Source organism: Faecalibacterium sp. Marseille-Q4164, assembly GCF_017377545.1.
Lineage (GTDB): Bacteria > Bacillota > Clostridia > Oscillospirales > Ruminococcaceae > Faecalibacterium > Faecalibacterium duncaniae.
In genome coordinates this window covers 126,186-146,073 of the sequence record NZ_JAFREJ010000004.1, presented here as the reverse complement: position 1 = coordinate 146,073, position 19,888 = coordinate 126,186, and the positions used below count along the sequence as shown (strand labels likewise).

At 46.7% G+C, this 19,888-nt stretch carries 23 protein-coding genes and 1 pseudogene; 11 read left to right on the top strand and 13 right to left on the bottom strand.

Going from position 1 to position 19,888, the window contains the following annotated elements; all coding sequences use genetic code 11:
• The first annotated feature begins 64 nt into the window (after positions 1 to 64).
• From J3352_RS06755 to J3352_RS06725, 7 genes are all read left to right on the top strand, one after another.
• Positions 65 to 745, top strand: coding sequence for an ABC transporter ATP-binding protein (locus J3352_RS06755; RefSeq protein ID WP_055157533.1), 681 nt, complete (start codon positions 65 to 67; stop codon positions 743 to 745).
• Positions 745 to 3,243, top strand: a complete 2,499-nt coding sequence (locus J3352_RS06750; RefSeq protein WP_055157535.1) for an ABC transporter permease — start codon at positions 745 to 747, stop codon at positions 3,241 to 3,243. Before J3352_RS06755 ends, J3352_RS06750 begins: the two co-directional genes overlap by 1 nt.
• Positions 3,244 to 3,271: 28 nt before the next feature.
• Positions 3,272 to 3,451 carry a cysteine-rich KTR domain-containing protein gene (locus J3352_RS06745; RefSeq protein WP_055157537.1) on the top strand — a complete coding sequence of 60 codons (180 nt, stop codon included), beginning with the start codon at positions 3,272 to 3,274 and terminating at the stop codon, positions 3,449 to 3,451.
• A gap of 437 nt (positions 3,452 to 3,888) precedes the next feature.
• Complete coding sequence (locus J3352_RS06740; RefSeq protein ID WP_055157539.1) at positions 3,889 to 4,332, top strand: RNA polymerase sigma factor; 444 nt, start codon at positions 3,889 to 3,891, stop codon at positions 4,330 to 4,332.
• Positions 4,313 to 4,567: a helix-turn-helix domain-containing protein gene (locus J3352_RS06735; protein WP_055157542.1), complete on the top strand. Its 255-nt coding sequence runs from the start codon at positions 4,313 to 4,315 to the stop codon at positions 4,565 to 4,567. The genes J3352_RS06740 and J3352_RS06735 overlap by 20 nt, the downstream gene beginning before the upstream one ends.
• A 471-nt stretch (positions 4,568 to 5,038) precedes the next feature.
• Positions 5,039 to 5,203 (top strand): transposon-encoded TnpW family protein, encoded by a 165-nt coding sequence (locus tag J3352_RS14485; protein WP_055157544.1) that lies wholly within the window; start codon positions 5,039 to 5,041, stop codon positions 5,201 to 5,203.
• Between the two features lie 102 nt (positions 5,204 to 5,305).
• Entirely contained in the window at positions 5,306 to 6,982 is a 1,677-nt protein-coding gene (locus J3352_RS06725; RefSeq protein WP_055157546.1) for a recombinase family protein, read from the top strand.
• Between the two features lie 59 nt (positions 6,983 to 7,041).
• Here J3352_RS06725 and J3352_RS06720 read toward each other — a convergent pair.
• The 12 genes and pseudogenes from J3352_RS06720 to J3352_RS06665 all read right to left on the bottom strand — a co-directional run.
• Positions 7,042 to 7,218, bottom strand: a pseudogene (locus J3352_RS06720) (recombinase family protein); the annotation flags it as partial.
• Positions 7,219 to 7,355: 137 nt separating this feature from the next.
• Positions 7,356 to 7,535, bottom strand: a complete 180-nt coding sequence (locus tag J3352_RS06715; RefSeq protein WP_156066409.1) for a transposon-encoded TnpW family protein — start codon at positions 7,533 to 7,535, stop codon at positions 7,356 to 7,358.
• A 424-nt stretch (positions 7,536 to 7,959) separates the two neighbouring features.
• A complete protein-coding gene (locus J3352_RS06710; RefSeq protein WP_007705888.1) occupies positions 7,960 to 8,196 on the bottom strand; it encodes a helix-turn-helix domain-containing protein in 237 nt (78 codons plus the stop codon).
• 4 nt (positions 8,197 to 8,200) lie between these two features.
• Positions 8,201 to 8,635 (bottom strand): sigma-70 family RNA polymerase sigma factor, encoded by a 435-nt coding sequence (locus J3352_RS06705; RefSeq protein WP_156066407.1) that lies wholly within the window; start codon positions 8,633 to 8,635, stop codon positions 8,201 to 8,203.
• Between the two features lie 500 nt (positions 8,636 to 9,135).
• Positions 9,136 to 9,867 (bottom strand): ABC transporter permease, encoded by a 732-nt coding sequence (locus tag J3352_RS06700; protein WP_197036533.1) that lies wholly within the window; start codon positions 9,865 to 9,867, stop codon positions 9,136 to 9,138.
• Positions 9,868 to 9,880: 13 nt separating this feature from the next.
• Complete coding sequence (locus J3352_RS06695) at positions 9,881 to 10,612, bottom strand: ABC transporter permease (protein WP_156066403.1); 732 nt, start codon at positions 10,610 to 10,612, stop codon at positions 9,881 to 9,883.
• Complete coding sequence (locus J3352_RS06690; RefSeq protein WP_156066401.1) at positions 10,605 to 11,528, bottom strand: ABC transporter ATP-binding protein; 924 nt, start codon at positions 11,526 to 11,528, stop codon at positions 10,605 to 10,607. The genes J3352_RS06695 and J3352_RS06690 overlap by 8 nt, the downstream gene beginning before the upstream one ends.
• Before the next feature lie 17 nt (positions 11,529 to 11,545).
• Positions 11,546 to 11,968 (bottom strand): DUF3887 domain-containing protein, encoded by a 423-nt coding sequence (locus J3352_RS06685; protein WP_156066399.1) that lies wholly within the window; start codon positions 11,966 to 11,968, stop codon positions 11,546 to 11,548.
• A gap of 12 nt (positions 11,969 to 11,980) precedes the next feature.
• Entirely contained in the window at positions 11,981 to 12,748 is a 768-nt protein-coding gene (locus tag J3352_RS06680; RefSeq protein WP_005945168.1) for an ABC transporter permease, read from the bottom strand.
• Between the two features lie 105 nt (positions 12,749 to 12,853).
• Positions 12,854 to 13,777, bottom strand: coding sequence for a sensor histidine kinase KdpD (locus J3352_RS06675; RefSeq protein WP_156066397.1), 924 nt, complete (start codon positions 13,775 to 13,777; stop codon positions 12,854 to 12,856).
• A 2-nt stretch (positions 13,778 to 13,779) separates the two neighbouring features.
• Positions 13,780 to 14,481 (bottom strand): response regulator transcription factor, encoded by a 702-nt coding sequence (locus J3352_RS06670; protein ID WP_015524238.1) that lies wholly within the window; start codon positions 14,479 to 14,481, stop codon positions 13,780 to 13,782.
• Complete coding sequence (locus tag J3352_RS06665) at positions 14,474 to 14,662, bottom strand: DNA-binding protein (protein ID WP_156066395.1); 189 nt, start codon at positions 14,660 to 14,662, stop codon at positions 14,474 to 14,476. Before J3352_RS06665 ends, J3352_RS06670 begins: the two co-directional genes overlap by 8 nt.
• 141 nt (positions 14,663 to 14,803) lie before the next feature.
• Between J3352_RS06665 and J3352_RS06660 the strand changes: the two genes are divergently transcribed.
• From J3352_RS06660 to J3352_RS06645, 4 genes are all read left to right on the top strand, one after another.
• Positions 14,804 to 15,172: a helix-turn-helix transcriptional regulator gene (locus J3352_RS06660; RefSeq protein WP_021738115.1), complete on the top strand. Its 369-nt coding sequence runs from the start codon at positions 14,804 to 14,806 to the stop codon at positions 15,170 to 15,172.
• Between the two features lie 194 nt (positions 15,173 to 15,366).
• Entirely contained in the window at positions 15,367 to 15,696 is a 330-nt protein-coding gene (locus J3352_RS06655; RefSeq protein ID WP_071143469.1) for a MobC family plasmid mobilization relaxosome protein, read from the top strand.
• Positions 15,657 to 17,000, top strand: a complete 1,344-nt coding sequence (locus J3352_RS06650; protein WP_156066393.1) for a relaxase/mobilization nuclease domain-containing protein — start codon at positions 15,657 to 15,659, stop codon at positions 16,998 to 17,000. Before J3352_RS06655 ends, J3352_RS06650 begins: the two co-directional genes overlap by 40 nt.
• 71 nt (positions 17,001 to 17,071) lie before the next feature.
• A complete protein-coding gene (locus tag J3352_RS06645; RefSeq protein ID WP_156066391.1) occupies positions 17,072 to 17,404 on the top strand; it encodes a DUF6050 family protein in 333 nt (110 codons plus the stop codon).
• A gap of 649 nt (positions 17,405 to 18,053) precedes the next feature.
• Here the strand turns inward: J3352_RS06645 and J3352_RS06640 are convergent.
• The gene (locus J3352_RS06640; RefSeq protein WP_156066389.1) at positions 18,054 to 19,880 is read right to left on the bottom strand and encodes an antirestriction protein ArdA; all 1,827 of its coding nucleotides are present in this window, start codon (positions 19,878 to 19,880) and stop codon (positions 18,054 to 18,056) included.
• Between the last annotated feature and the right edge of the window lie 8 nt (positions 19,881 to 19,888).

The window sequence follows — 19,888 nt, the reverse complement described above, 5'->3', positions numbered from 1 at the left end:
TAGTAATGAAGCAGTCACTTTGCCCTGCTATACTAAATTGCAAAAATATATGGAGGAACTTTTTATGGAAATATTAAGAGTAGAGAACATCTGTAAAACCTATGAGATGGATAATGCCCCTGTCTATGCTTTGTCAGATGTTTCTTTTACCGTCGATAAAGGAGAGTTTGTTGCAATCATTGGAGCATCCGGGTCAGGCAAGTCTACTCTGTTGCACATATTAGGTGGTGTTGACAGACCGACTTCGGGGAAAGTATTTGTGGATGGACAGGATGTTTATGAGCAAAACGAAGATGAATTAGCTGTATTCAGAAGAAGGCAGGTTGGGCTTGTCTATCAGTTTTATAATCTGATTCCAGTTTTGACTGTCGAGGAAAATATCACGCTGCCGATTCGATTAGATGGGCGTAAAATCAATAAGGAGCGTTTGAAGGAACTGTTATCCACGCTCAAGCTGGTAAAGCGTAGAAAGCACCTACCAAGTCAGTTATCCGGCGGTCAACAGCAAAGAGTGGCAATCGGCAGAGCATTGATTAACGCACCTGCGATTATCCTTGCGGATGAGCCTACGGGAAATCTGGACACGGAGAACACAAGGGATATTATGAAACTTATGCGTGAGTCCAATCAAGCATATCGACAGACAATAATCCTGATTACCCATGACCGTGAAATCGCAATGCAGGCAGACCGTATTCTGGAAATTCAAGATGGCAGACTTGTGAGGGATGAGGTGATACGCTGATGAATATGATTTTTACGCTTACACTCAGAAATCTGTTGTCGAACAAAAAGCGTACCCTGCTCACACTTTTAACCATTCTTTTGTCAATCAGTATGATAACCTCTATTCTCTGCGGGGGATGGTCATTGGTTGATTTTCTGAAAGAGAAAGAAAAAGTGTATGGTGGCGATTATGACTACTACATGGAGAATCTGACTTGGCAGCAAACCCAAAAGCTTATCAGTCAAAACAATGTGGATGAGGTTTCGCTTCTCCGTTTTGCCGGAAACAGTTTTTACGGGGAGAAAACCAACAGTACAATGCTTTCCATTGGCGAGATTGACGAAAACTTTATTGAAAGATTTTCGTTAAATCAGTATTTGCTTGCAGGGCGTTTCCCGCAAGATGAAAATGAGATTGTTATTTCAGAATCTTTTTTGAAGAAAAACAATATGAACATAGAGATTGGAGATACGCTTTCTTTAACTCTTGGTTCAAGAATATGGGATGAATATAATGCCCAGCTTTCCGGGCTGACAAATTATAGGGGCGAAGAAGAAAGTTTCGTTCCAACGAAAGAGAAAGCGTATGTGGTTGTTGGTATTCTTTCGGATGTGAATGACTCCAAAATCGCAGCAAACTATAATGCCTTTGCAGGTGTTGACAAAACAGCATCCGATTTTGCGGCGTATGTTAAGGCAAAGAATTTATCCAATTCAATCTATGCAGAAGCTGAAGAAGTGGCTGCCGCAGTAGACAGTCATGTAGCAAAGTTTCATTCTGAACTGTTAGTCTATCATGGAATTACCGGCGGCAAAGGAGCTGCCAAAGTGATTGCTTTGGTGGTCATGGTTATGTGCCTTTTGATGGCTGCATCCGCTTCGATGATTAGCAATGCCCTCTCCATTTCTTTGCAGGAACGAATTAAGCAGATGGGAATGTTGTCCAGCATTGGAGCCACAAAAGGGCAAAAACGCCTTAGTGTATATTTAGAAGCCTTCCTTTTGGGTGTGGTGAGCATACCTTTGGGATTGGTTGTCGGCATACTGCTGTCTGCTCTTTTGTTAAGTGTGGTCAGGGCAGCTTTTGGAGAAACATTCACTTTTGGCATTGTAGAACTGTCCTTAAAGGTAAATGGACTTATCCTGCTCGTCAGCGGCTTATCTGGTATTGCTTCTTTGTGTTTTGGCAGCAGAAAGCCTGTGAAGCAAGCTGCTAAAATTACAGTCATTGAAGCCATCCGCCAGTCTAACAATGAGGTATCAAAAAAGAAATTTCGTGACGGAAAAATCGTTTCTTTGGTTTTTGGCATTTATGGTTCGCTGGCAGCTAAAAATATTAAGCGTAATCCAAAACGCTTCCGAGCGATTACTGGCTCTATTTTCTTGTCGGTGGTTGTTGCTCTTTCCTTATATAGTTTGTCTGATTTTATGCTTTATCAGACCTCCTTGGATATGAAGGAGGACGGTTCCTGTTATACTGATGTGATTTCGACGATTCAATACAAAGATATTCCTGCCGCAATCGGGGCATTATCGGATGAAAATATCACTGCGGATGTTTCCTATTCTTTTCAGCGATATATGACCGCTGAATTTTCGCAGGAACAAATCAATCCTGATATGCAAGGATATTTTATCAATGGTACGAAAGCAGAGGTATATGTCGTAGGATTGGACGAAGAACATTTTACTTCCTTTTGTGAGGAAAATGGCTTTCATATTATGGCTGGCAGCTCCAATCGTGGAATCCTGCTCAATCAGACAATGGGATATTATAATGCGGGTCAAAATCGAGTGATTGCAGGCTCCCCGTTTCTTATTGAACCGGGAACAGAAATCGTGCCATTGGGCGAGGGCAGTACGCCAATCGTTGTAGACGAAATCATCTCGGAAGAAAATGCAAATGTCCAATCCATGTTTGTCAGAGATCGAGCTGTCCTTATTGTGCCTTTAAGTTATTTTAACTGGCTGATAGATGATAACGCCTATGTGGAAATGAGAATACAGACAGCACAGCATAAAGAAGCAATGGAATGTTTGGCTGACAGAGGATTTCCGCAAACTGTAGACATTGCAGCCGCAACTAATAATTCCAGACAGGTATATACGATTGCAAAACTGGCAATCTGCCTGTTCTCAATCCTGATGACGGTTATTATCAGTTTGAATGTTTGCAACACTATCTCAAATACAATTCATTTGAGAAGAAGCGAATTTGCTGTTCTGCGTTCTGTTGGTATGACTGCCAAAGGATTGAAATGTACGCTATTGCTTGAAGCTGTTTTATATGGCGTAAAAGCATTGGTTCTTGCGTTGCCTGTGAGCTTTCTGATTCATTGTGCTATCTACTACTTCATATCGTCGGGTATGACACCATTTGCTTTTTATATCAACGGTGGTATCTATGTGCTTGCCGTCCTTGCTGTAAGTGTAATGGTATGTGTCGCAATGCTGTTTGCATTCAAAAGCGTGTCACGGGTAGAGATTGTAAAAGAGCTAAAATTGAGTAATATGTAATGAAATCATCAAGGAATGGAGGTGCACATTGGAAAAAGAAAAATGGGTGTTATGCCCAATCTGCAATAACAAGACCCGTATTAAGGTGCGCCCCGATACGGTACTTGAAAACTTCCCGCTATTCTGCCCCAAATGTAAACAGGAAACGATTATCAGCGTAACCGGGCAGAATGTGGTTGCGGTTAAGAAATCAGAAAATGCAATTTAATATATTAGTTATTACAGAGCCAGACGCATAGATGCAGAGCCGATGAACTTGTGAGAAATCGCAGTTTGTCGGCTCTGTTTTTTATTAAAGTCGCCGTCTGTGACGAATAAAGCTTAACGCAGCGGTATCAAGGAGGTATTGCTGTGTTATCTTTCATTCTCGCTAATTCGCTTAATCACTTATGGTCAAAAAAAGCCCTTGTCCACCGTCGGGATATTTCGGCTATGAGTATGAACTGACAATTCAATTTAATACTGTTTATAATTCCTTTTGCGCCTGTTTGCGTCTTGCGAACAGGCGCATTTTGTGTTTTATAAAAATTTTTTTGGAAAATTCTCCGCTTTGCGTTGGCAGTTTTGAAAACGCGGTGCTGAGGGTTACGAAAGGGGAAATCAAACAATCACCCGCTTTCGCGGTTGCGAAAGGAGGTGAACACCTTGAACGAACCATATCGTACCCAGTTTGAAGTGCGCTGCGCTTTCAACGGTTTTTGTAAAAAAGCCTTGAAATATGAAGCGAGCAGTGCGCACCGAGATGTGAAACGCTATCAGAAACACTTTGTAAGTTTTTCCGATTTATCGCCCGAAGAAGAAAGCCAGCTTTACACGGTTGACAAACCTTTTGAAAGCGAAAAGGACGACAATTCATTTAGTGTTGGCGGTAAGAGAATTACCCCCGAACTGTTAGCTGAAGCTCTCCGCACATTGCCCGAAGTAAAGCGTAATGCTGTGATACTGTACTACTTCCACGATATGAGCGACGCAGATATTGCAAAGCTCTACAACATTCCGAGAAGTACCGTACAGCACAGACGGACAAGCTCTTTCAGCAGCCTAAAAAAATTTTTGGAGGAACGCGCAGATGATGAAACAGAATGGTAATACGAGCGAGCAAAGCGAACGCGGTTTATTGCCTTATGTGGTAATCGTTGCCGCAACCAAAGGCGACCCGGAAGCTATGAAAATGGTGGTACAGCACTATGAGGGCTATATCTCCTACCTCTCTACAAGGACGCTCAAAGACGAGCGCGGTAATACATATTACGGCATAGATGAGGACATACGCGACCGCCTGCGTTCAAAACTTATGCGAGCTGTCCTTGACTTTGAGGTTTAAGTAAATCCCTGTGCCTACGTTTCCCCTTTCCGCAGGCACACATTGAAAATACCTCTTTTCGTTCCTTGACAAAGAAAGCGGCGCAAGATAACGGCGGCGCAGTATAGGGCAAATCAGATACTTTCCTCTTGTGCCGAGCCGTGCGGCGGGTGCGCCAAGACGCTATCTGGCGGGATTTTCCACCGGGTAGCCGAGCGATAAACACCGACGCCGTAAAGCAGCTTTAGCAAGCTGCGGGCGATAACACACAAGATATATAATGATACTCCCTTATAGCCACAGTCCGAGCGTTAAAAGCGTCGCAGGCAATGGGTAGGGCTCCGGCAGACCGCCGGAGGGGTGGAACTCCCGTGAGGTTATGCTGATAACCGTCTGATTAAAGCCCCTTTTTGGAAATTTATGTTGTGATAGTGGACTTGCCACTATTCATAGACTGTACTATAAATTTGCGAATGAAAGGGGGAACTTTTAATGTCGCAAAATCAAGTACCCGTTACAAAAACGGAACACAAAATAGGAAAAGTTACCTACCTTGTTTGTTCGTCTGCAAGTGAACGAGCGACGGACACATTAGATAAAAAGATAAAGAAACTTATCCGCAAGGATATTGAGCAGAAACCCGTAAAAAGCCCGTAAATCGGGCGTTGTTCACATTTTAGGCGTTGAATTTGGCGGCGGTAGACGGTATAATATTAGTAGTATAAATACCAGCTTGTCTGTCGTCGGAAAGGAGGACAAATGTTACAGACAGACAAGATTACCGCTTTATATTGCAGATTGAGCCAAGAGGATATGCAGGCAGGCGAAAGCGAAAGCATACAAAATCAAAAACTGATTTTACAGAGATATGCAGATGAACACCATTTTTTCAATACCCGCTTTTTTGTTGACGACGGTTTTTCAGGCGTGAGCTTTGAGCGTCAGGGACTTCAAGCTATGTTGCGGGAAGTGGAAGCCGGAAAGGTGGCAACCGTTATTACAAAAGACCTCTCCCGTTTAGGCAGAAACTATCTGAAAACAGGCGAACTGATAGAGATAGTATTTCCCGAATATGAGGTACGCTATATTGCCATTAACGACGGTGTAGATACTGCAAGAGAGGATAACGAGTTTACCCCTCTGCGAAATTGGTTTAACGAGTTTTACGCCCGTGATACTTCTAAAAAGATACGAGCCGTAAAACAGGCAAAGGCACAGAAAGGCGAGCGAGTAAACGGCGAAGTGCCGTATGGCTACATAGCCGACCCCAACGACCGCAATCATCTGTTGCCTGACCCCGAAACCGCAAATGTTGTGAAACAGATATTTGCTATGTATGTACGCGGCGACCGTATGTGTGAAATCCAAAATTGGCTGCGGGAACACGAAATACTGACCGTTTCCGAACTGCGTTACCGCCGTACCGGCAGTTGCCGACACCCACGCCCACACCCGACTTGTATTTATAATTGGCCTGACAAAACCTTATATGATATTCTCACACGCAAAGAGTATTTAGGACATACCATTACGGGCAAGAGTTACAAGGTATCTTACAAATCAAAAAAGACAAAGAAAAACCCGGAGGAAAAACAATACTTTTTCCCAAATACACACGAAGCCCTGATTGATGAAGAAACCTTTGACCTTGCACAAAAGCGTATCGCAACACGCCACAGGCCGACAAAGGTTGAAACCATAGATATTTTTTCGGGACTTCTCTTTTGTGGGGAGTGCGGATATAAAATGTATCTCCAACAGGGCGCCGGAACATTGGAACGCAAACACGCTTATACTTGCGGAAAATACAGAAACCGTATCAGAACAGGCGAAGTCTGCACAACACATTATATCCGAAAAAGCGTACTTCAAGAACTTGTCCTTGCCGACCTGCAAAGGGTATTATCTTATGTGAGAAACAACGAGCAGGATTTTATAGAAACTGCTAACGAGTATAACGCAAAGGCAACCCAAAAGGCATTGACACAGCAGCGCAAGGAGCTTGAAAAGGCACAGGCACGAATGGGAGAATTAAATCTCTTGTTCCGAAAACTCTATGAGGATAACGCATTGGGAAAACTCTCTGATGAACAGTTTGCTTTTCTCACTTCGGGCTATGATGATGAAAAAAAGATGCTGACGCACAAAATAGCGGAACTGTCAACCGTGATTGACACCGCCACCGAGCGCAGCACAGATGTAAAAAGGTTTGTCGCCCTTGTACGCAAGTACACGGAAATTAACGAACTGACCTATGAGAACGTACACGAATTGATTGACCGTATCTTAATTCACGAATTGGATAAAGAAACGAATACAAGGAAAATCGAAATCCTGTATAGCTTTGTAGGCAGAGTTGAAAGCGGCGACGAGCCGACAGAAAGTATTTCCTATTTCAGACAGATAGGAGCAGACGTCAAAAGTTTTGCTATTTAATATAAATCAAAAATGAGGTAAGACAACAGACTACCAAAAAGGTATCGTTATCTTACCTCATCAAAGGTTGTTCCTGAAATGCCGTCGTCAATGTAAAAGCGGAAGTTGGTGTACCCGTGTTCAAGAGCGTACTTCTGTAAAATTTTCTTTTGGTTGATGATACTGTTGCTGTCGCCCTGCAATTCATCGTCACGCGATAAACGGCAGTACAAAGCGGTAACAGCTTCGACGCTCATAGCGTTGTAAGGAAATTGAAGCGCGGCAGCGGTGTTTGACTGATGAAACATAATAACCTCCAATCTGGCAGTCAAACACGGTATGAAGTTCTATCTTCATTCTACCGCGCTTTGTTGGTTTTGTCTGCCTCTGGAGGTCAAATTGTAGCGGTTTTTTTTCGGACATCATCCTTGATAAGCCGCTCTATTTTAGAAACCACACCGTCTTTTGTTTGTTCAAGGAAGAACGAATTGACGGTGAAGGTTGTATTTCCAATTTTCTTTTCGCTCCGTACTGGCGGGGCGAATTTGTTTTCAAAGGTTCTATCTTCTTGCATAGATTGACCCCTTTCATTGTTTGCAAGTTGATAAGCAATAAAAGAGGCAAAACGGACGGCTGCTGGCACAGCTCCACGGGAGTCTCACCCCGGCCCATGCTGATGGGTGCGGCGCACAATGCTTTGTGGGCGTTCAATGCGCGAGTATCTTTGACCCTGCCCGTGTGTCATCGCCCGCAAGCCGCCACGCTTGCTTTGCGGCCTGGTGCTGTTCGCTCGCCCGTTACAGTGGTCCCGTCCTGCGGACTTGAAACGAGGTCATGGCGCACCGACCGTATGGCTCGGCACAAACAGGAATGTATCCGTTTGCCTTATACTGCGGCGCTGGCCTCCCAACGGGCTTTCTTTGTCAAGGTGCTGCCTCCGGTCACGAAAGAGAGAAACAGGGAAAGGGTAAGCTGTTTCCGCTTTCAGACCGGGCTTGTCAGCTCATGCTGACAATGGAATGAATGAGCTTGATCTCCAATCGGCGCTTCATGTACTCGTCCACCCGAACATGGGGCTGACCGTCAGGATCGTAAAGCGTCCGCGTGCAGAGCTTATTGATATAGCCCTCATAATACCGGAGTACCTGATCCACAGCCTGAGAGTCCCCGTCACGGGCGGCGTCAATCACCGAAAGAGGAAGAAGCTCCTTGCCCTTGTAAGTGGGTTTCTTCATACCTTCAACCTCCCTTCGGCATGAGTGCGGCCAACTTGATCCGCAGCTCGGTCAATGATTTTGCCCTTCGCCGCTGAACGGCGCTGCGAGACATTCCAACAAGGCGGCCAACCTCCTGATCCGGCAGGTCCAGAACAAAATGCAGGATCAAAATACTCTGCTCCTGAACAGGCAAACCGGCGAAGGCATCAGCCACAAGCTCGTTTTCAATATGTAGGTCATACCCGTGGGACGAGAATGTAAATCTGTCACTGGGGTAATGATCTACAACGCAGAGCTTGTCCATCTCCATCTGCGGAAGGTCGCTGAATGACAGTTCCCTGTCACGGCGCCTCTGCATTTCCCGGAGGTAGTCGATTGCCTCATGGTACAGTACCAGCTTGCAGTAAGCATCGAACTGGCACCGCTCGCCATAGTCATTGCGGGGGATCATATCCATCTTTTCACCCCCTTTCCTGGGGGAATGAGGTGGGTTTCTCCCTTTCCGCTAACAAGGCGAACGCAAAGCCGCTCGCTACCCGCTAAAAGCCTCCTTTTTGAAAATTTCTTAAAAAATTTTTTCGAGGCGGGTTTGTCCTCGGAAAACAGCAAAAAGCGCCCAGCAAGTCGCAACGGACCTGCTGGGCGCAGAAGTGTTTTATAAAGAAGAGTGCTTACATGGTATAGTTCATACTCAGAGCCAGACGACTCCGACGGAGGGGCTACGCTTTTTTTAACTGGTGCAGATCATGGATACTGCGAAATAAAAAGAAGGACACGGCAAATTAACCTCCCATCGGCTACCGTGTCCCTGCAAGTCGTCATAGGATTGTGTAAACGCAAAGAAACGGCGGCTCTGAAAATCAAAGCCGCCGTTTCAAATGGGCGTGTCAAATTGTCTGCTCTACGACGGCTTTTTTTCTTTTGCCGTCGTCCGGCAGATCATTAGATATATTGCATTTATTTAGTCTTGCGGTTCAATCCTTTCAAAATTAACAATGACAAAATCACACAAACCATCAGAATTACAACGCCGATTAAAACCTGAAACATATTTGCATTATAATAACCAGAGATATTGAAAACGGCTGTCATGGGATATACCGTCTTTAACTGCTGGGACATGCTCGCAAATAATCCAGCAAACGAATAAATTTCTGCAAATACCAGAGCCAGCCAATACCCCTTTTTCATCCGCGCTACCAGAGCGATAATAGGCGAAATTGCAAAGAATATGCCTACCCCATCCAGAAAATATATTTTCAGATTTTCTAACACAAGGCCAACGGAAAGTGCTTCTAAATGCAAAACTGCCTCGACAAGAAAGGTAATTGCAAAAAGTAAAAGGTAAATCAGAACGCTGAACGCAAAGGCAAGTATCATTTTGGCAAGTGTCAGTTTCACTTCATCTACGGGAATGAGCCGCAGAGATTTTAAGGTATCTTCCTGTTCCTCCCGACAAATCATATAACTTCCCAATAGGGCAATTACAGCAGGCAGAACATAAAAGGTAGCAAGGGATTGGGCCGCTGTCATAAACCATCCAGCACCGTCAATATATCGGCGGTCATAGAATGTAAACTGTCCCTGTGCAAAGACGATCAACCCTACCATGACTGTTGCAAACCCAGCAATCCAGAGTATTTTGGAACGGTGGAGTTTCTGGCTCTCCGCCCAAAGCAAATCTTTCATCATTTTTTGCACCTCACTTTCTCCGAACCAATGCCACATTCGCCAATACAGCCGAAGCAGTAGCCCATACACCAATACACAGAAATGCGGCTGGAATATTTAATGGCTGATCGAATACAACACCCGGAATATCATACATAACAATAGCGGTCATACTGGACAGCGGATGTAGGTACATATTCACCATCAAGAGGATAAAGCCGAGGAATGTATAAATCAGCGTCAGGCAAACAGGGAGAATATAGCCCTTTTGCGCTGCGGCAACCGCCAGTACTGGTAACACCGCAAAGGCGGTCAACAGAGAAATTTCCATACACTTCCGCAAAAGATAAAGGACACTTTCACTGTCAAAGGGAATATAACCGGATAGTACGCCGGTCAGAATGGACGCCGTTGCGGTGACTAGCATAAAGCAAATGGAATACACCAGCACCACAGCAAACTTGCTGAAAAAGTATGCCATTTTATTGACCGGTACAATCCAAAGCTGTTTGAGCATATCATACTGGTTTTCGTTATACATCAGCATGGTACACAACATCCCCAGCACTACCGGTAGGATGATCCACGGGGTATAGCTGAACGCTGTCCATTTGTAAAACATAATGGGGTCCACACCGGTTCCTTTGACACTTGAAAAGTAAAATACGGCAGCCAGTGGCATAAAGAGCGCCGCCAGCAGCATGAGCCAGATAAACTTTCTCCGGCGCAGTTTTAGAAATTCAACTTGTATCAGTTTAAGCAATTCCCGCTCCCCCTGTGATCTGTTTGAAATAATCCTCAAGGGTATCATTGCAGATTTGGGAGCTGATAACAGCTACATCCTGCACCACAAGAGCCTTGTTGATTGCCGCCATATCCAGTGCGGTGTCATAAAGCCGCAGGTTGTGTTCGTCCTGCACCGCATAATCGGTCACATGGAATTGCCTTTCCAAAATTAAAGAGGCTTTTGGAATATCCGACACTTGAAGCTGGATGTATTTCCGATTTTTCTTTTCTAATTCATCCATGCTGCTTTCTTCCAGCAGAACCCCGTGGTCGATAATGCCTATATCATCTGCCAACAGTGAAATTTCGGAAAGTATATGGCTGGAAATTAGGATGGTTTTGCCACGCTCCACACTTAAATTCTTAATAAAGTTCCTCACTTCGGCTATACCGATAGGGTCAAGTCCATTGGTCGGCTCGTCCAAAATCAAAAGCTCCGGGTCATGCAGAATAGCGTTGGCAATACCGAGGCGCTGCTTCATGCCGAGGGAATACTTACTGAACAGCTTTTTGTCCTTGTAGGGCAATCCCACAACTTCCAGCGCGTTCTTGACGGCATTGGGCTGGGGTGTCCCTCGCAACTTCGCAAAAATTTCAAGGTTTTCTGTGCCGGTCAGATTCGGATAAAAACCGGGAGTTTCGATGATGGCCCCAATACGGGGATAAATGCGTTTCTCATGGCCTTTGATGTTCTGTCCGAACACATCCACTTCGCCGGAAGTGATTGGTGTAAGGCCCAAAATCATTTTCATAATTGTGGTTTTACCGGCTCCGTTGCGTCCTAAAAGTCCATAAATCCGGCCCGGTTTTACATGAAGATTCACAGAATTAACGGCAGTTTGTTCCCCGTAAATCTTTGTCAGCTTTTTGGTTTCAATCACAAGATCACTCATAAAAATGCCTCGCTTTCTCATTTTGTTTCGTTCTTCCAGATAACATAGTTGTAAAGGCTGCCATCCGGGAAATAGTTGATGAATACTTTGAAATTGCCTTTGTCACAAGGAATGACAAATTCAACACGGATTTGGTCAGAGTGTTCCGGCACATAGCAGGACACATCCGGGGAAGTGTTCTCCGGCAGCCCGCCCAGCTTATCGACTTCTTCCCATGTTTCCTGTATCGTCTCCGCAGAAATATTGTCCTGTATGCCCTGCGGCAACGCATTGAAGAAAGTTTCAAAATCTCCATCCATCATTTGGTTAAAGTATTCGGTTGCTTCTTCCGTAATGGCCTGTTGGTCGGGAGCCTCGCCGGAAGATGGAGCGGCCTGCTGGCAGGCACAAAGAGAAAAAACAAGCAGAATACCGAGTAATAAACAACTCAATCGTTTCATAGGTCTTTCCTTTCAGTAAGATTGCTTTTTTAGAGCCACTACGGATGCGGCGGCAAATGTAGCACCGATCAAGAGCAGCGAACCGACACAAACAAGCGGCGAAGTATTGAATAAAACGCCTTGCATCAGGCTTTCTACCATAGCTGCGGCCGCTTCGGAAATATGGGGATAAATCCCCATCACGCTTGCTAGAGGGTGTATTCCCGTAAGATAAGCCGGGGCAATGACTACGGGAATCAGATAAAGCAGCGTTGCGCCAATGGGCAGGATATACCCCTTTGACAGCGTGGAAAGAAACACAATAGGAAGCATGGCTATGGGAATCAGAATACCACCTGCCAGATACAAAAGACCAGCGTCCATCAGTGTTTGGGCGTTCAGATCGGGAAAGCCTCCGGCAATCAGCCCACCGACAACACACAAAAGGAAAGTAATCAGGCACAGTCCTACGGACATCAGAATAACCACAGCGACTTTTGAAAAGTATAGCTGTGCTTTTGTAATAGGAATGATAAGCAGTTCTTTCATCGTGTCATTTTTGTGTTCATCGAAAAACAGTGTCGTTGCAAACATTCCCAGCACAATCGGCAGAAACAGGCTGGACAGATTCTTAAAGGCCAGTGTGTAAAGGTCGCCAAAACTATCCATAAAGGGACTGCTCCTTGAAATGCTGCAAGCCCTCTCAATCGCAAACGCTCCAAGCAGAAGTGTCAGAGCCAAAATACACCAGACAATTTTATTCCGTTTCCATTTCTGGATTTCAGTTGTAATAATCGTCATACGGTTTCCTCCTTTCATGGTTCCCATTATAAGGGGCGAACCTTGCCATAACCTTGCCGAAATCTTGTTTTAACCTTGTTTAGATAGCAAGAAAGCCCTGCGCTATCACAGGGCTTTCGGAAGCATGATTGTAAATGTTGTTCCGGCTCCGGGAATGCTGGCCGCTGTAATAGTTCCTTTATGGACGCTCACCAATTCCTTTGCAATAGAGAGTCCCAACCCGTTCCCCTTGGCAGCCCGGGAATGGTCGCATTGATACATCCGTTCAAAGATATGGGGAAGATCAGAGACGGAAATCCCTTTCCCATTATCGGCAACAACAATTTTTGCCTGTTGCTCCGTTTCGGTCACAGTGAGGGACACTTGGCTTGCAACGCTGTGCGTCAGGATATTTTGCAGCAGGTTATTGAGAATACGGGTGTAGGCGGTGGAATCAACTCTTGTCATGTATTCTGTTTCAGGTATCTCTATCTCATAGGTAAGATCGTGACTTTCCAGCAGCGGCACCCAGTCAGCCATAATATTGCGTGAAAGCTCGTTCAAATCGCAAAGCTCAAAATGAAAAATCTGTTCCCCGGCGTCCAGCTTCACCCATTCAAACAGGACAGTCACAAACTCTTTCAGATGGTGTGCTTTTTCCGCAGCCACCCGAATGTATTCTTCTTGCTCGGCCCCAGTCACCATCTTGCTTTCCACGGCCTCCAAATAGCCCACCAGAGAGGCAAGAGGGGTTTTCACATCATGGGAAAGGCTTGTCATAAGCCGCTTATAAGCCTGCTCGGATTGCTTCTGTTGGATAAGCCGGGATTGGCTGCTCATGGCAATCTCATTGATGTCATAGCAGATTTGCTTTGTCATGTCGCTTTCCCGTACAAGTACACGGCGGTTGAGGTTGCCGCTCTTTATGTCCATCAGGGCATCTTTGATAAGGGAAAGCTGGCCCCGGACACGGTGGAGCCTTGTCAGAAGATAGGCGATCACCAGCAGGGTGGCCAACAGCGCCAGCAGCAGATACAGGTTGACATCCATGCCTATACCTCCTTATTGAACCGATACCCTACACCCCGGACAGTTTGAATGTAAAACGGTTGTTCAGGATTTGGCTCAATCTTCTTTCTTAATTTGCTGATAAAGGACATGATGTTGCTGTCGTCAAAAGCGTATTCTTCCGCCCATACTTGCGTATAAATCTGTTTTTTCGTAAAGACACGCCCTTTGTTGGACGCCAGAAATACAAGCAGATCAAATTCCTTGCCGGTCAGCTCCACCGGGAGATTTTGAAGCGTCACGGTTCGATTGACTTTATCAATCACCATATCTTTCAGCAACATTGTTGCCGCTTCGCTTCCTGCCACGGGATTTAGGGTGGTATAGCGCCGGATCAGCGAATTGACACGGGCCATCAGTTCGTTAATTCCAAACGGTTTTGTCAGATAATCGTCTGCCCCCAACCGCAGGCCCGAAACCTTATCTTCCTCGTCGCTTTTGGCAGTCAGCATCAGAACCGGCACATTGTTCTTCTTACGGATTTCCTGCAATACCTGAAAACCGTTCATATCCGGCATCATCACATCCAGAATAATCAAAGAACAGGTATCCTTGTTTTCTTCCAGCAGCCGCAGGCCCTCTAAACCGCCATGTGCTACTACCGCAGATAAGTTTTCCTGTTCAACACATTTTTTCATCAAGGTACAAAGTTCCTTGTCATCGTCTATAATCAAAACACTATTCATGTTTTAGCAACCTCCCTTGTTTTGTCCGGCAGTCAAGCGGCTTCTCCGCAGTTTTAGGGAGTAGCCAAACACCGGCCATCTTCACAGCGCCGGGGATACGCCCTCCGGAACACAAATAATTTACCTGGCGAGGCGTAACATTCCACTTCTGGCCTGCCTCTTTCAATGTCATGTAATCCATTTTGCACCTCCCCCAATATTATATTTCGTCTGCACGAAGAATACAAGGACGTAAATATGAATTATAAAATGTATATAGAATGGATATCACATCATTCCATGTGCAGACTATGAAATATAGAATGTATGTGGGTGATGTTGAATGGCAAAAGTGAAAGACTGCCCTGGCTTTGAAACCTTCGGTGCGGATGTAAAAGAAGCACGGAAGGCGAAGAACCTTGCACGAAAAGATTTAGCCGAAAAGGTGAATATTGATACCAGGTATCTTGCCAACATTGAAAACGAGGGCACGATCCCCAGCCTGCCGGTCATCATACAGCTTGTAAAAATCTGCGGCCTGCCGATGGAGAGATATTTCAATCCAGAGGTCATGCGAGAGGAAAGCGAGCTGCGCCAGCGGGTCGGACAGAAGTTGAAACTCTGCCCGGAACAGTATTTGCCTATCGTGGAAGGTGCCATTGACGGGGCCTTAAAAATTGAAAAGCCGAATGAAGAAACGGAGGGTGTCTGAACATCCTCTGTTTTTCTTATTTTGCGGGCATTTTGAGGTTTCCGCAACGCTTTATAAGTAGGGATAAGATACGGTAGCAAGCACAGCAAGCGAGTACCCGCTTGCGAATTTTGAGATTTTCAGGTCCCTTGCCCGAAAATCCAAAATTGCTTGTTGGGATAATCCCAAACCCTTATGAAGAACGGAGGCGGCGCATGGCAAACCGAAAGCGGAATATCCAAATGAAATTCTATGTCACAGAGGACGAAAAACGGCTCATAGATGAGAAAATGAGCCAGCTCCCCACACGCAGATATGGTGCCTACCTCCGCAAGATGGCGATTGACGGATATATCATCTATACGGACACCGCAGATATCAAGGCGTTCACCAAAGAGCTTTCCGCCATCGGGCGGAACATCAACCAGATCGCCAAGCGGATCAACGCCGGAGGTCCTGCGTATCAGGCCGACATGGACGAGATACGGGAAAGGCTGGACGAGATATGGCAGTTACAAAGACACATCCTATCAAGTCAACGCTGAAAGCAGCCATTGACTATATCTGCAACCCGGAAAAGACGGACGGAAAACTGCTTGTATCCTCCTATGGCTGCGCCGCCGAAACTGCGGATATCGAATTTGCCTGGACCCGCCGCCATGCTATTGACAAGGGAACGAACCTGGGGCGCCACCTGATCCAAGCCTTTCAACCTGGGGAGGTCACGCCGGAGCAAGCCCATAAAATCGGCATGGAGCTTGCAAAAGAAATTCTGGGCGGCAAGTATGAATTTGTACTTACCACCCACATAGACAAAGATCATGTTCATAACCACCTGATTTTCAATGCGGTCAGTTTTGCGGATCATAAGCACTATCATTCCAACAAGCGGAGTTATCACTATATCCGCCGCACTTCGGACCGGCTTTGCAAAGAACACGGTCTGTCCGTCATAATCCCCGGACAGGACAAGGGCAAGAGCTATATTGAACATCAGGCCACGCAGAACGGCACCAGCTATAAGGCGAAGCTGAAAGCGGCCATCGACCGACTCCTGCCAGCCTGTTCCGATTTAGAAGAACTGCTTCGCCGCCTGCAGAGAGAAGGTTATGAGATCAAGCGCGGCAAGTATATCTCCGCCAGAGCGCCGGATCAGGAACGGTTCACCCGTCTGAAAACTCTGGGTGTGGACTACACCGAAGAAGCCCTTGTTGCCCGGATTGCCGGACGTTCCAGACCTTCCCACCAGCCGAAACCGCAGAACGGAAAGATCAGCCTGCTCATTGATATCCAGAATAACATCAAGGCACAGCAGAGCGCAGGCTTCACCCATTGGGCGAAGCTGAACAATCTGAAACAGGCCGCCAAGACCATGAATTTCCTGACGGAACACGGGATAAGCAGTTATGGAGAACTGGAAAGCAAATTGAACGCAGTATCCGCACGCAGGGATACCGCTCATGCGGAGATCAAGCGGATAGAAAGCAGAAGTGCCGAACTTGCCATTGTGATGAAGCACGCCGGCACTTACCGTCAGCTAAAGCCGCTTTATGACCGATACCGTAAATCGAATGATAAAGAAAAGTTTCTGCGGGGGCATGAGAGCGAGATCATCCTTTTTGAAGCGGCCGCCAGAGAATTAAAACGGCTGGGGACTGTGCCGCTGCCGACAACGGAAAGCATGAAAACGGAGCTTGCCAATCTCAACGCAGAAAAGGAACGGCTCCTTGCTGAATATAAAGCTGCAAGAGCCGAAGCACAGGAATACGAAACAGTCAAACAGAATGTGGATGCGCTTCTGGCCGTTCCAAAGGAACAGGAACAACAGCGGCGGCATGAACTGGAATAAATTTCTTTGAAAGACGCTGGGCGCAGCTCCCGGCATCCTGTATAATGGAACTGCGGAAGGAGGTTTTACCGATGACAAGAAGCGAAGCAATCAAAGCATTTTTCTTCAAAAGCGTATTGCCCGTGATCGTGGCACTGATTCTGTATTGTATCTTCAAATCCGCCTGCATGAAGAACGGAGAGCTTGACTATGCGTGGCTCTGGATACTCTGCGGGCTGCCATTTGGCCTGCATCGGATGTGCCTCTGGATCGTGCCTGGCGGCGGCTCCCTGGGTGGAGGGATCGCCCTGTTTGCGCTGAACTTCATTATCGGCGGCGTGATCGGTGGTTTCATTCTGGCATGGCGTCTGATCGTGGCAGTGTGGTATGTGCCGCTGACGGTGTACCGGCTGATTATTGGATGATTTTCTTGCGTTATGGAAATATGGAAAACTGCCGCTCGTGCCGATGGAAAAACCATTCACAACCTGATGGAAAAAGATAAGCCTTTTCCCACAGGTCTGCAAACAGCTTTCCCACAGCCTCACAATCCTGGCAGTTTACACACATTCCCACAACGCCTACTGCGGCGGCTATCCATCCTTTCCTATCCAATCCTAATGAGAAAATACTATGGAAATTCCTTTTCAACGGAGGTACAATTTGTACCCCTGTTCAAACAACAGAACCGTGTTAAAGTAATTTGATGATAGCAAAAAGAAAAAGCGGGAGTACAGCCGATCGGACGAACCGAAAAGTTGTACTCCCGTTTTGCGTGACAGAAAGTGTTTGAAATCAAGCCTTTTTCTTCATGTGCCAGCAAGCAGACCGACACATGAGAAATCATAAAGGCTCCCTTTGAAAATATGGATACAGGGAATTATTCTGCGTTTTTCGCCCCCTTATCCTCACAGATTTTAGACCGTTTGGAACTGTAATGCGGACAAGCGACCAGACATACCCGGAAACTCTGCTTGCAACCGTGAACACATTTTTTGCAGATATGGTTATACTGCCGTCTGCCGTTCTCGCCCAGGAAGAACGCCCATTCCAGCCGCCACTTCTTGCTTCGGCTCATAGGCAGTCATGCTCCGGCACATCACGGCCGGGCGTCTTTCCTTCTGGGGGCTTGTGCTCGGCACATTCCCGTTTGGCGTCCTCCAACCGCTCACGGATGGAAGGCTTCTCCGGCGTTGTCCGCTCTGCGTACTCCTGGGCTTTTTCCGATTCTTCGCCGCGTCTGCCGTTGTTGATAACGCCGTCGATCATGCCGTAGTCATCCTCCAACGTCATTTCCGCTGTGCGGAGGGGATTATCCTTTTCCGGCTGTTCCGTTGCCACGGCAAAGGCCCGTGTGCCGTTTCCCATGATAAGATACTTTCCATCATCGGAAATATGGTGGACACCGTAACCGGCCGCCTCCATCTGTTCCCGGCTCATAGACGTCACCTGAAAGCTGCCCCTGGGTGTCTGCACACGTTCGCCAGTTTCAAAACGGTCTGGCAGATAAGCGAGGTCTTGCTTCTCTGCCGGGACAGGGAGAACAACGATATTGCCATTGATCTGCATAAATCGTTCCGGCGTTTTGAACTGTTCCGTGTATTTCTTAATCAGTTCCGGGGACAGGGACGCAAAATCTTCCTCACCAAGTCCAACCACCAAAAAAGTCCCTGCTACGATATCATAAATTTCTCCATTTTCATCCCGCAGCCCACGGTTCAGATCAAGCCCTATGAGCTTTCCTTCATCATTACAAACCAGCGCCACCGGGTCAGAATAGGGATAAGTTGCGCCAATGTCTCCGCCGACCTCCGCCTGCAGGGAATGAAGATCGGGGTCGATCTCCTTCACATAGGGTTCCTTCATAGGCTCCACTACAAGCACAGTCATCTTTTCCGAGGCAACCTTCTCCGCAGCGGACAGCATTTCATCCGCATGGGACTTCTCCGGGTCCTCCAAAGCGGCCTTGACCTCCGCCGGATCAAAATCAAGAAATTCCTCATAGCCCGTGGCATCCTTGAACTTTTCAATCTCCGAAGAAAGATAGTCCTCCTGCGTCTGCCCCAGCGCCGCCAGCTTTTCATCCAGCGCAGAAATGCGTCCCGCCATCAGGTTTTCGTAAAGTTCTTCTTTTGCGGCGTGTGCCTCCGGGTGCTCCGCCGCATACTGCGGATCGTTCTGACGGAAAAACTCGTCCATGTCAAAGGCGATATCCATGGCCCACTCGGATTTTTCTTCTTCGGGAAGATCATCCTGGAAAGTCATCACCCGGTACTCGTCGGGGATACTGCCGCGCTCACCGTCGTAATACTCATGGAAACTGTCACCCGTATCACGCACATAGCCCTGATCCGTGAAGGTGCCGTTTTCCTCCAACGCAACGTCCCGGCCGTAGGCCTCATAGTCGATGTAATTCTGCAAATGCTCTGGCACCTGCATAACGTCCAGTTCTTCGATGTAATAGCGGCCCAGATCGTCATAGTCATGGATATCGGGGTAAACCTCATAGCAATCCAGATTCTCGGTGAGGTTGATGATCTCCTGCAGGCTGCCGCAATGGTCGCCCATTTCCATACCGGTCTGAAACTGTGCGTATTCGCTTTCGCTCATTTCATCCAGCTTCGATGCCAGATAATTCAGCTCGTCCAGATTTTCATATTCACCCAGCTTACTGTAAAGACCGTCCACATAGCAGTCATAGTCCGTGATGAACCATTCTTCATAGGGCTGGCCGAAGTCATCCTTCTGGCCGATTCCGATCCGCTTAAACACTTCCTTCAATTCCTCGGCGGTGGTGGGAAACTTCACCCACTCGCCCACAAGCTCGCCCTCGTTATATTTCCCAAGATTGGTGATAAAGGCGGCAAAGGGATAATCCTTGTTGTGATCGTAATATGGCATATCAGCAC

Excerpts from the sequence above, each read along its gene's own strand:
- J3352_RS06755 (WP_055157533.1), top strand. The coding sequence starts at position 65 with ATGGAAATATTAAGAGTAGAGAACATCTGTAAAACCTATGAGATGGAT.
- J3352_RS06750 (WP_055157535.1), top strand. The coding sequence starts at position 745 with ATGAATATGATTTTTACGCTTACACTCAGAAATCTGTTGTCGAACAAA.
- J3352_RS06735 (WP_055157542.1), top strand. The coding sequence starts at position 4,313 with ATGATGAAACAGAATGGTAATACGAGCGAGCAAAGCGAACGCGGTTTA.
- J3352_RS14485 (WP_055157544.1), top strand. The coding sequence starts at position 5,039 with ATGTCGCAAAATCAAGTACCCGTTACAAAAACGGAACACAAAATAGGA.
- J3352_RS06725 (WP_055157546.1), top strand. The coding sequence starts at position 5,306 with ATGTTACAGACAGACAAGATTACCGCTTTATATTGCAGATTGAGCCAA.
- J3352_RS06715 (WP_156066409.1), bottom strand. The coding sequence starts at position 7,535 with ATGCAAGAAGATAGAACCTTTGAAAACAAATTCGCCCCGCCAGTACGG.
- J3352_RS06710 (WP_007705888.1), bottom strand. The coding sequence starts at position 8,196 with ATGAAGAAACCCACTTACAAGGGCAAGGAGCTTCTTCCTCTTTCGGTG.
- J3352_RS06705 (WP_156066407.1), bottom strand. The coding sequence starts at position 8,635 with ATGGATATGATCCCCCGCAATGACTATGGCGAGCGGTGCCAGTTCGAT.
- J3352_RS06700 (WP_197036533.1), bottom strand. The coding sequence starts at position 9,867 with ATGAAAGATTTGCTTTGGGCGGAGAGCCAGAAACTCCACCGTTCCAAA.
- J3352_RS06690 (WP_156066401.1), bottom strand. The coding sequence starts at position 11,528 with ATGAGTGATCTTGTGATTGAAACCAAAAAGCTGACAAAGATTTACGGG.
- J3352_RS06685 (WP_156066399.1), bottom strand. The coding sequence starts at position 11,968 with ATGAAACGATTGAGTTGTTTATTACTCGGTATTCTGCTTGTTTTTTCT.
- J3352_RS06680 (WP_005945168.1), bottom strand. The coding sequence starts at position 12,748 with ATGACGATTATTACAACTGAAATCCAGAAATGGAAACGGAATAAAATT.
- J3352_RS06675 (WP_156066397.1), bottom strand. The coding sequence starts at position 13,777 with ATGGATGTCAACCTGTATCTGCTGCTGGCGCTGTTGGCCACCCTGCTG.
- J3352_RS06670 (WP_015524238.1), bottom strand. The coding sequence starts at position 14,481 with ATGAATAGTGTTTTGATTATAGACGATGACAAGGAACTTTGTACCTTG.
- J3352_RS06665 (WP_156066395.1), bottom strand. The coding sequence starts at position 14,662 with ATGGATTACATGACATTGAAAGAGGCAGGCCAGAAGTGGAATGTTACG.
- J3352_RS06660 (WP_021738115.1), top strand. The coding sequence starts at position 14,804 with ATGGCAAAAGTGAAAGACTGCCCTGGCTTTGAAACCTTCGGTGCGGAT.
- J3352_RS06655 (WP_071143469.1), top strand. The coding sequence starts at position 15,367 with ATGGCAAACCGAAAGCGGAATATCCAAATGAAATTCTATGTCACAGAG.
- J3352_RS06650 (WP_156066393.1), top strand. The coding sequence starts at position 15,657 with ATGGCAGTTACAAAGACACATCCTATCAAGTCAACGCTGAAAGCAGCC.
- J3352_RS06645 (WP_156066391.1), top strand. The coding sequence starts at position 17,072 with ATGACAAGAAGCGAAGCAATCAAAGCATTTTTCTTCAAAAGCGTATTG.
- J3352_RS06640 (WP_156066389.1), bottom strand. The coding sequence starts at position 19,880 with ATGCCATATTACGATCACAACAAGGATTATCCCTTTGCCGCCTTTATC.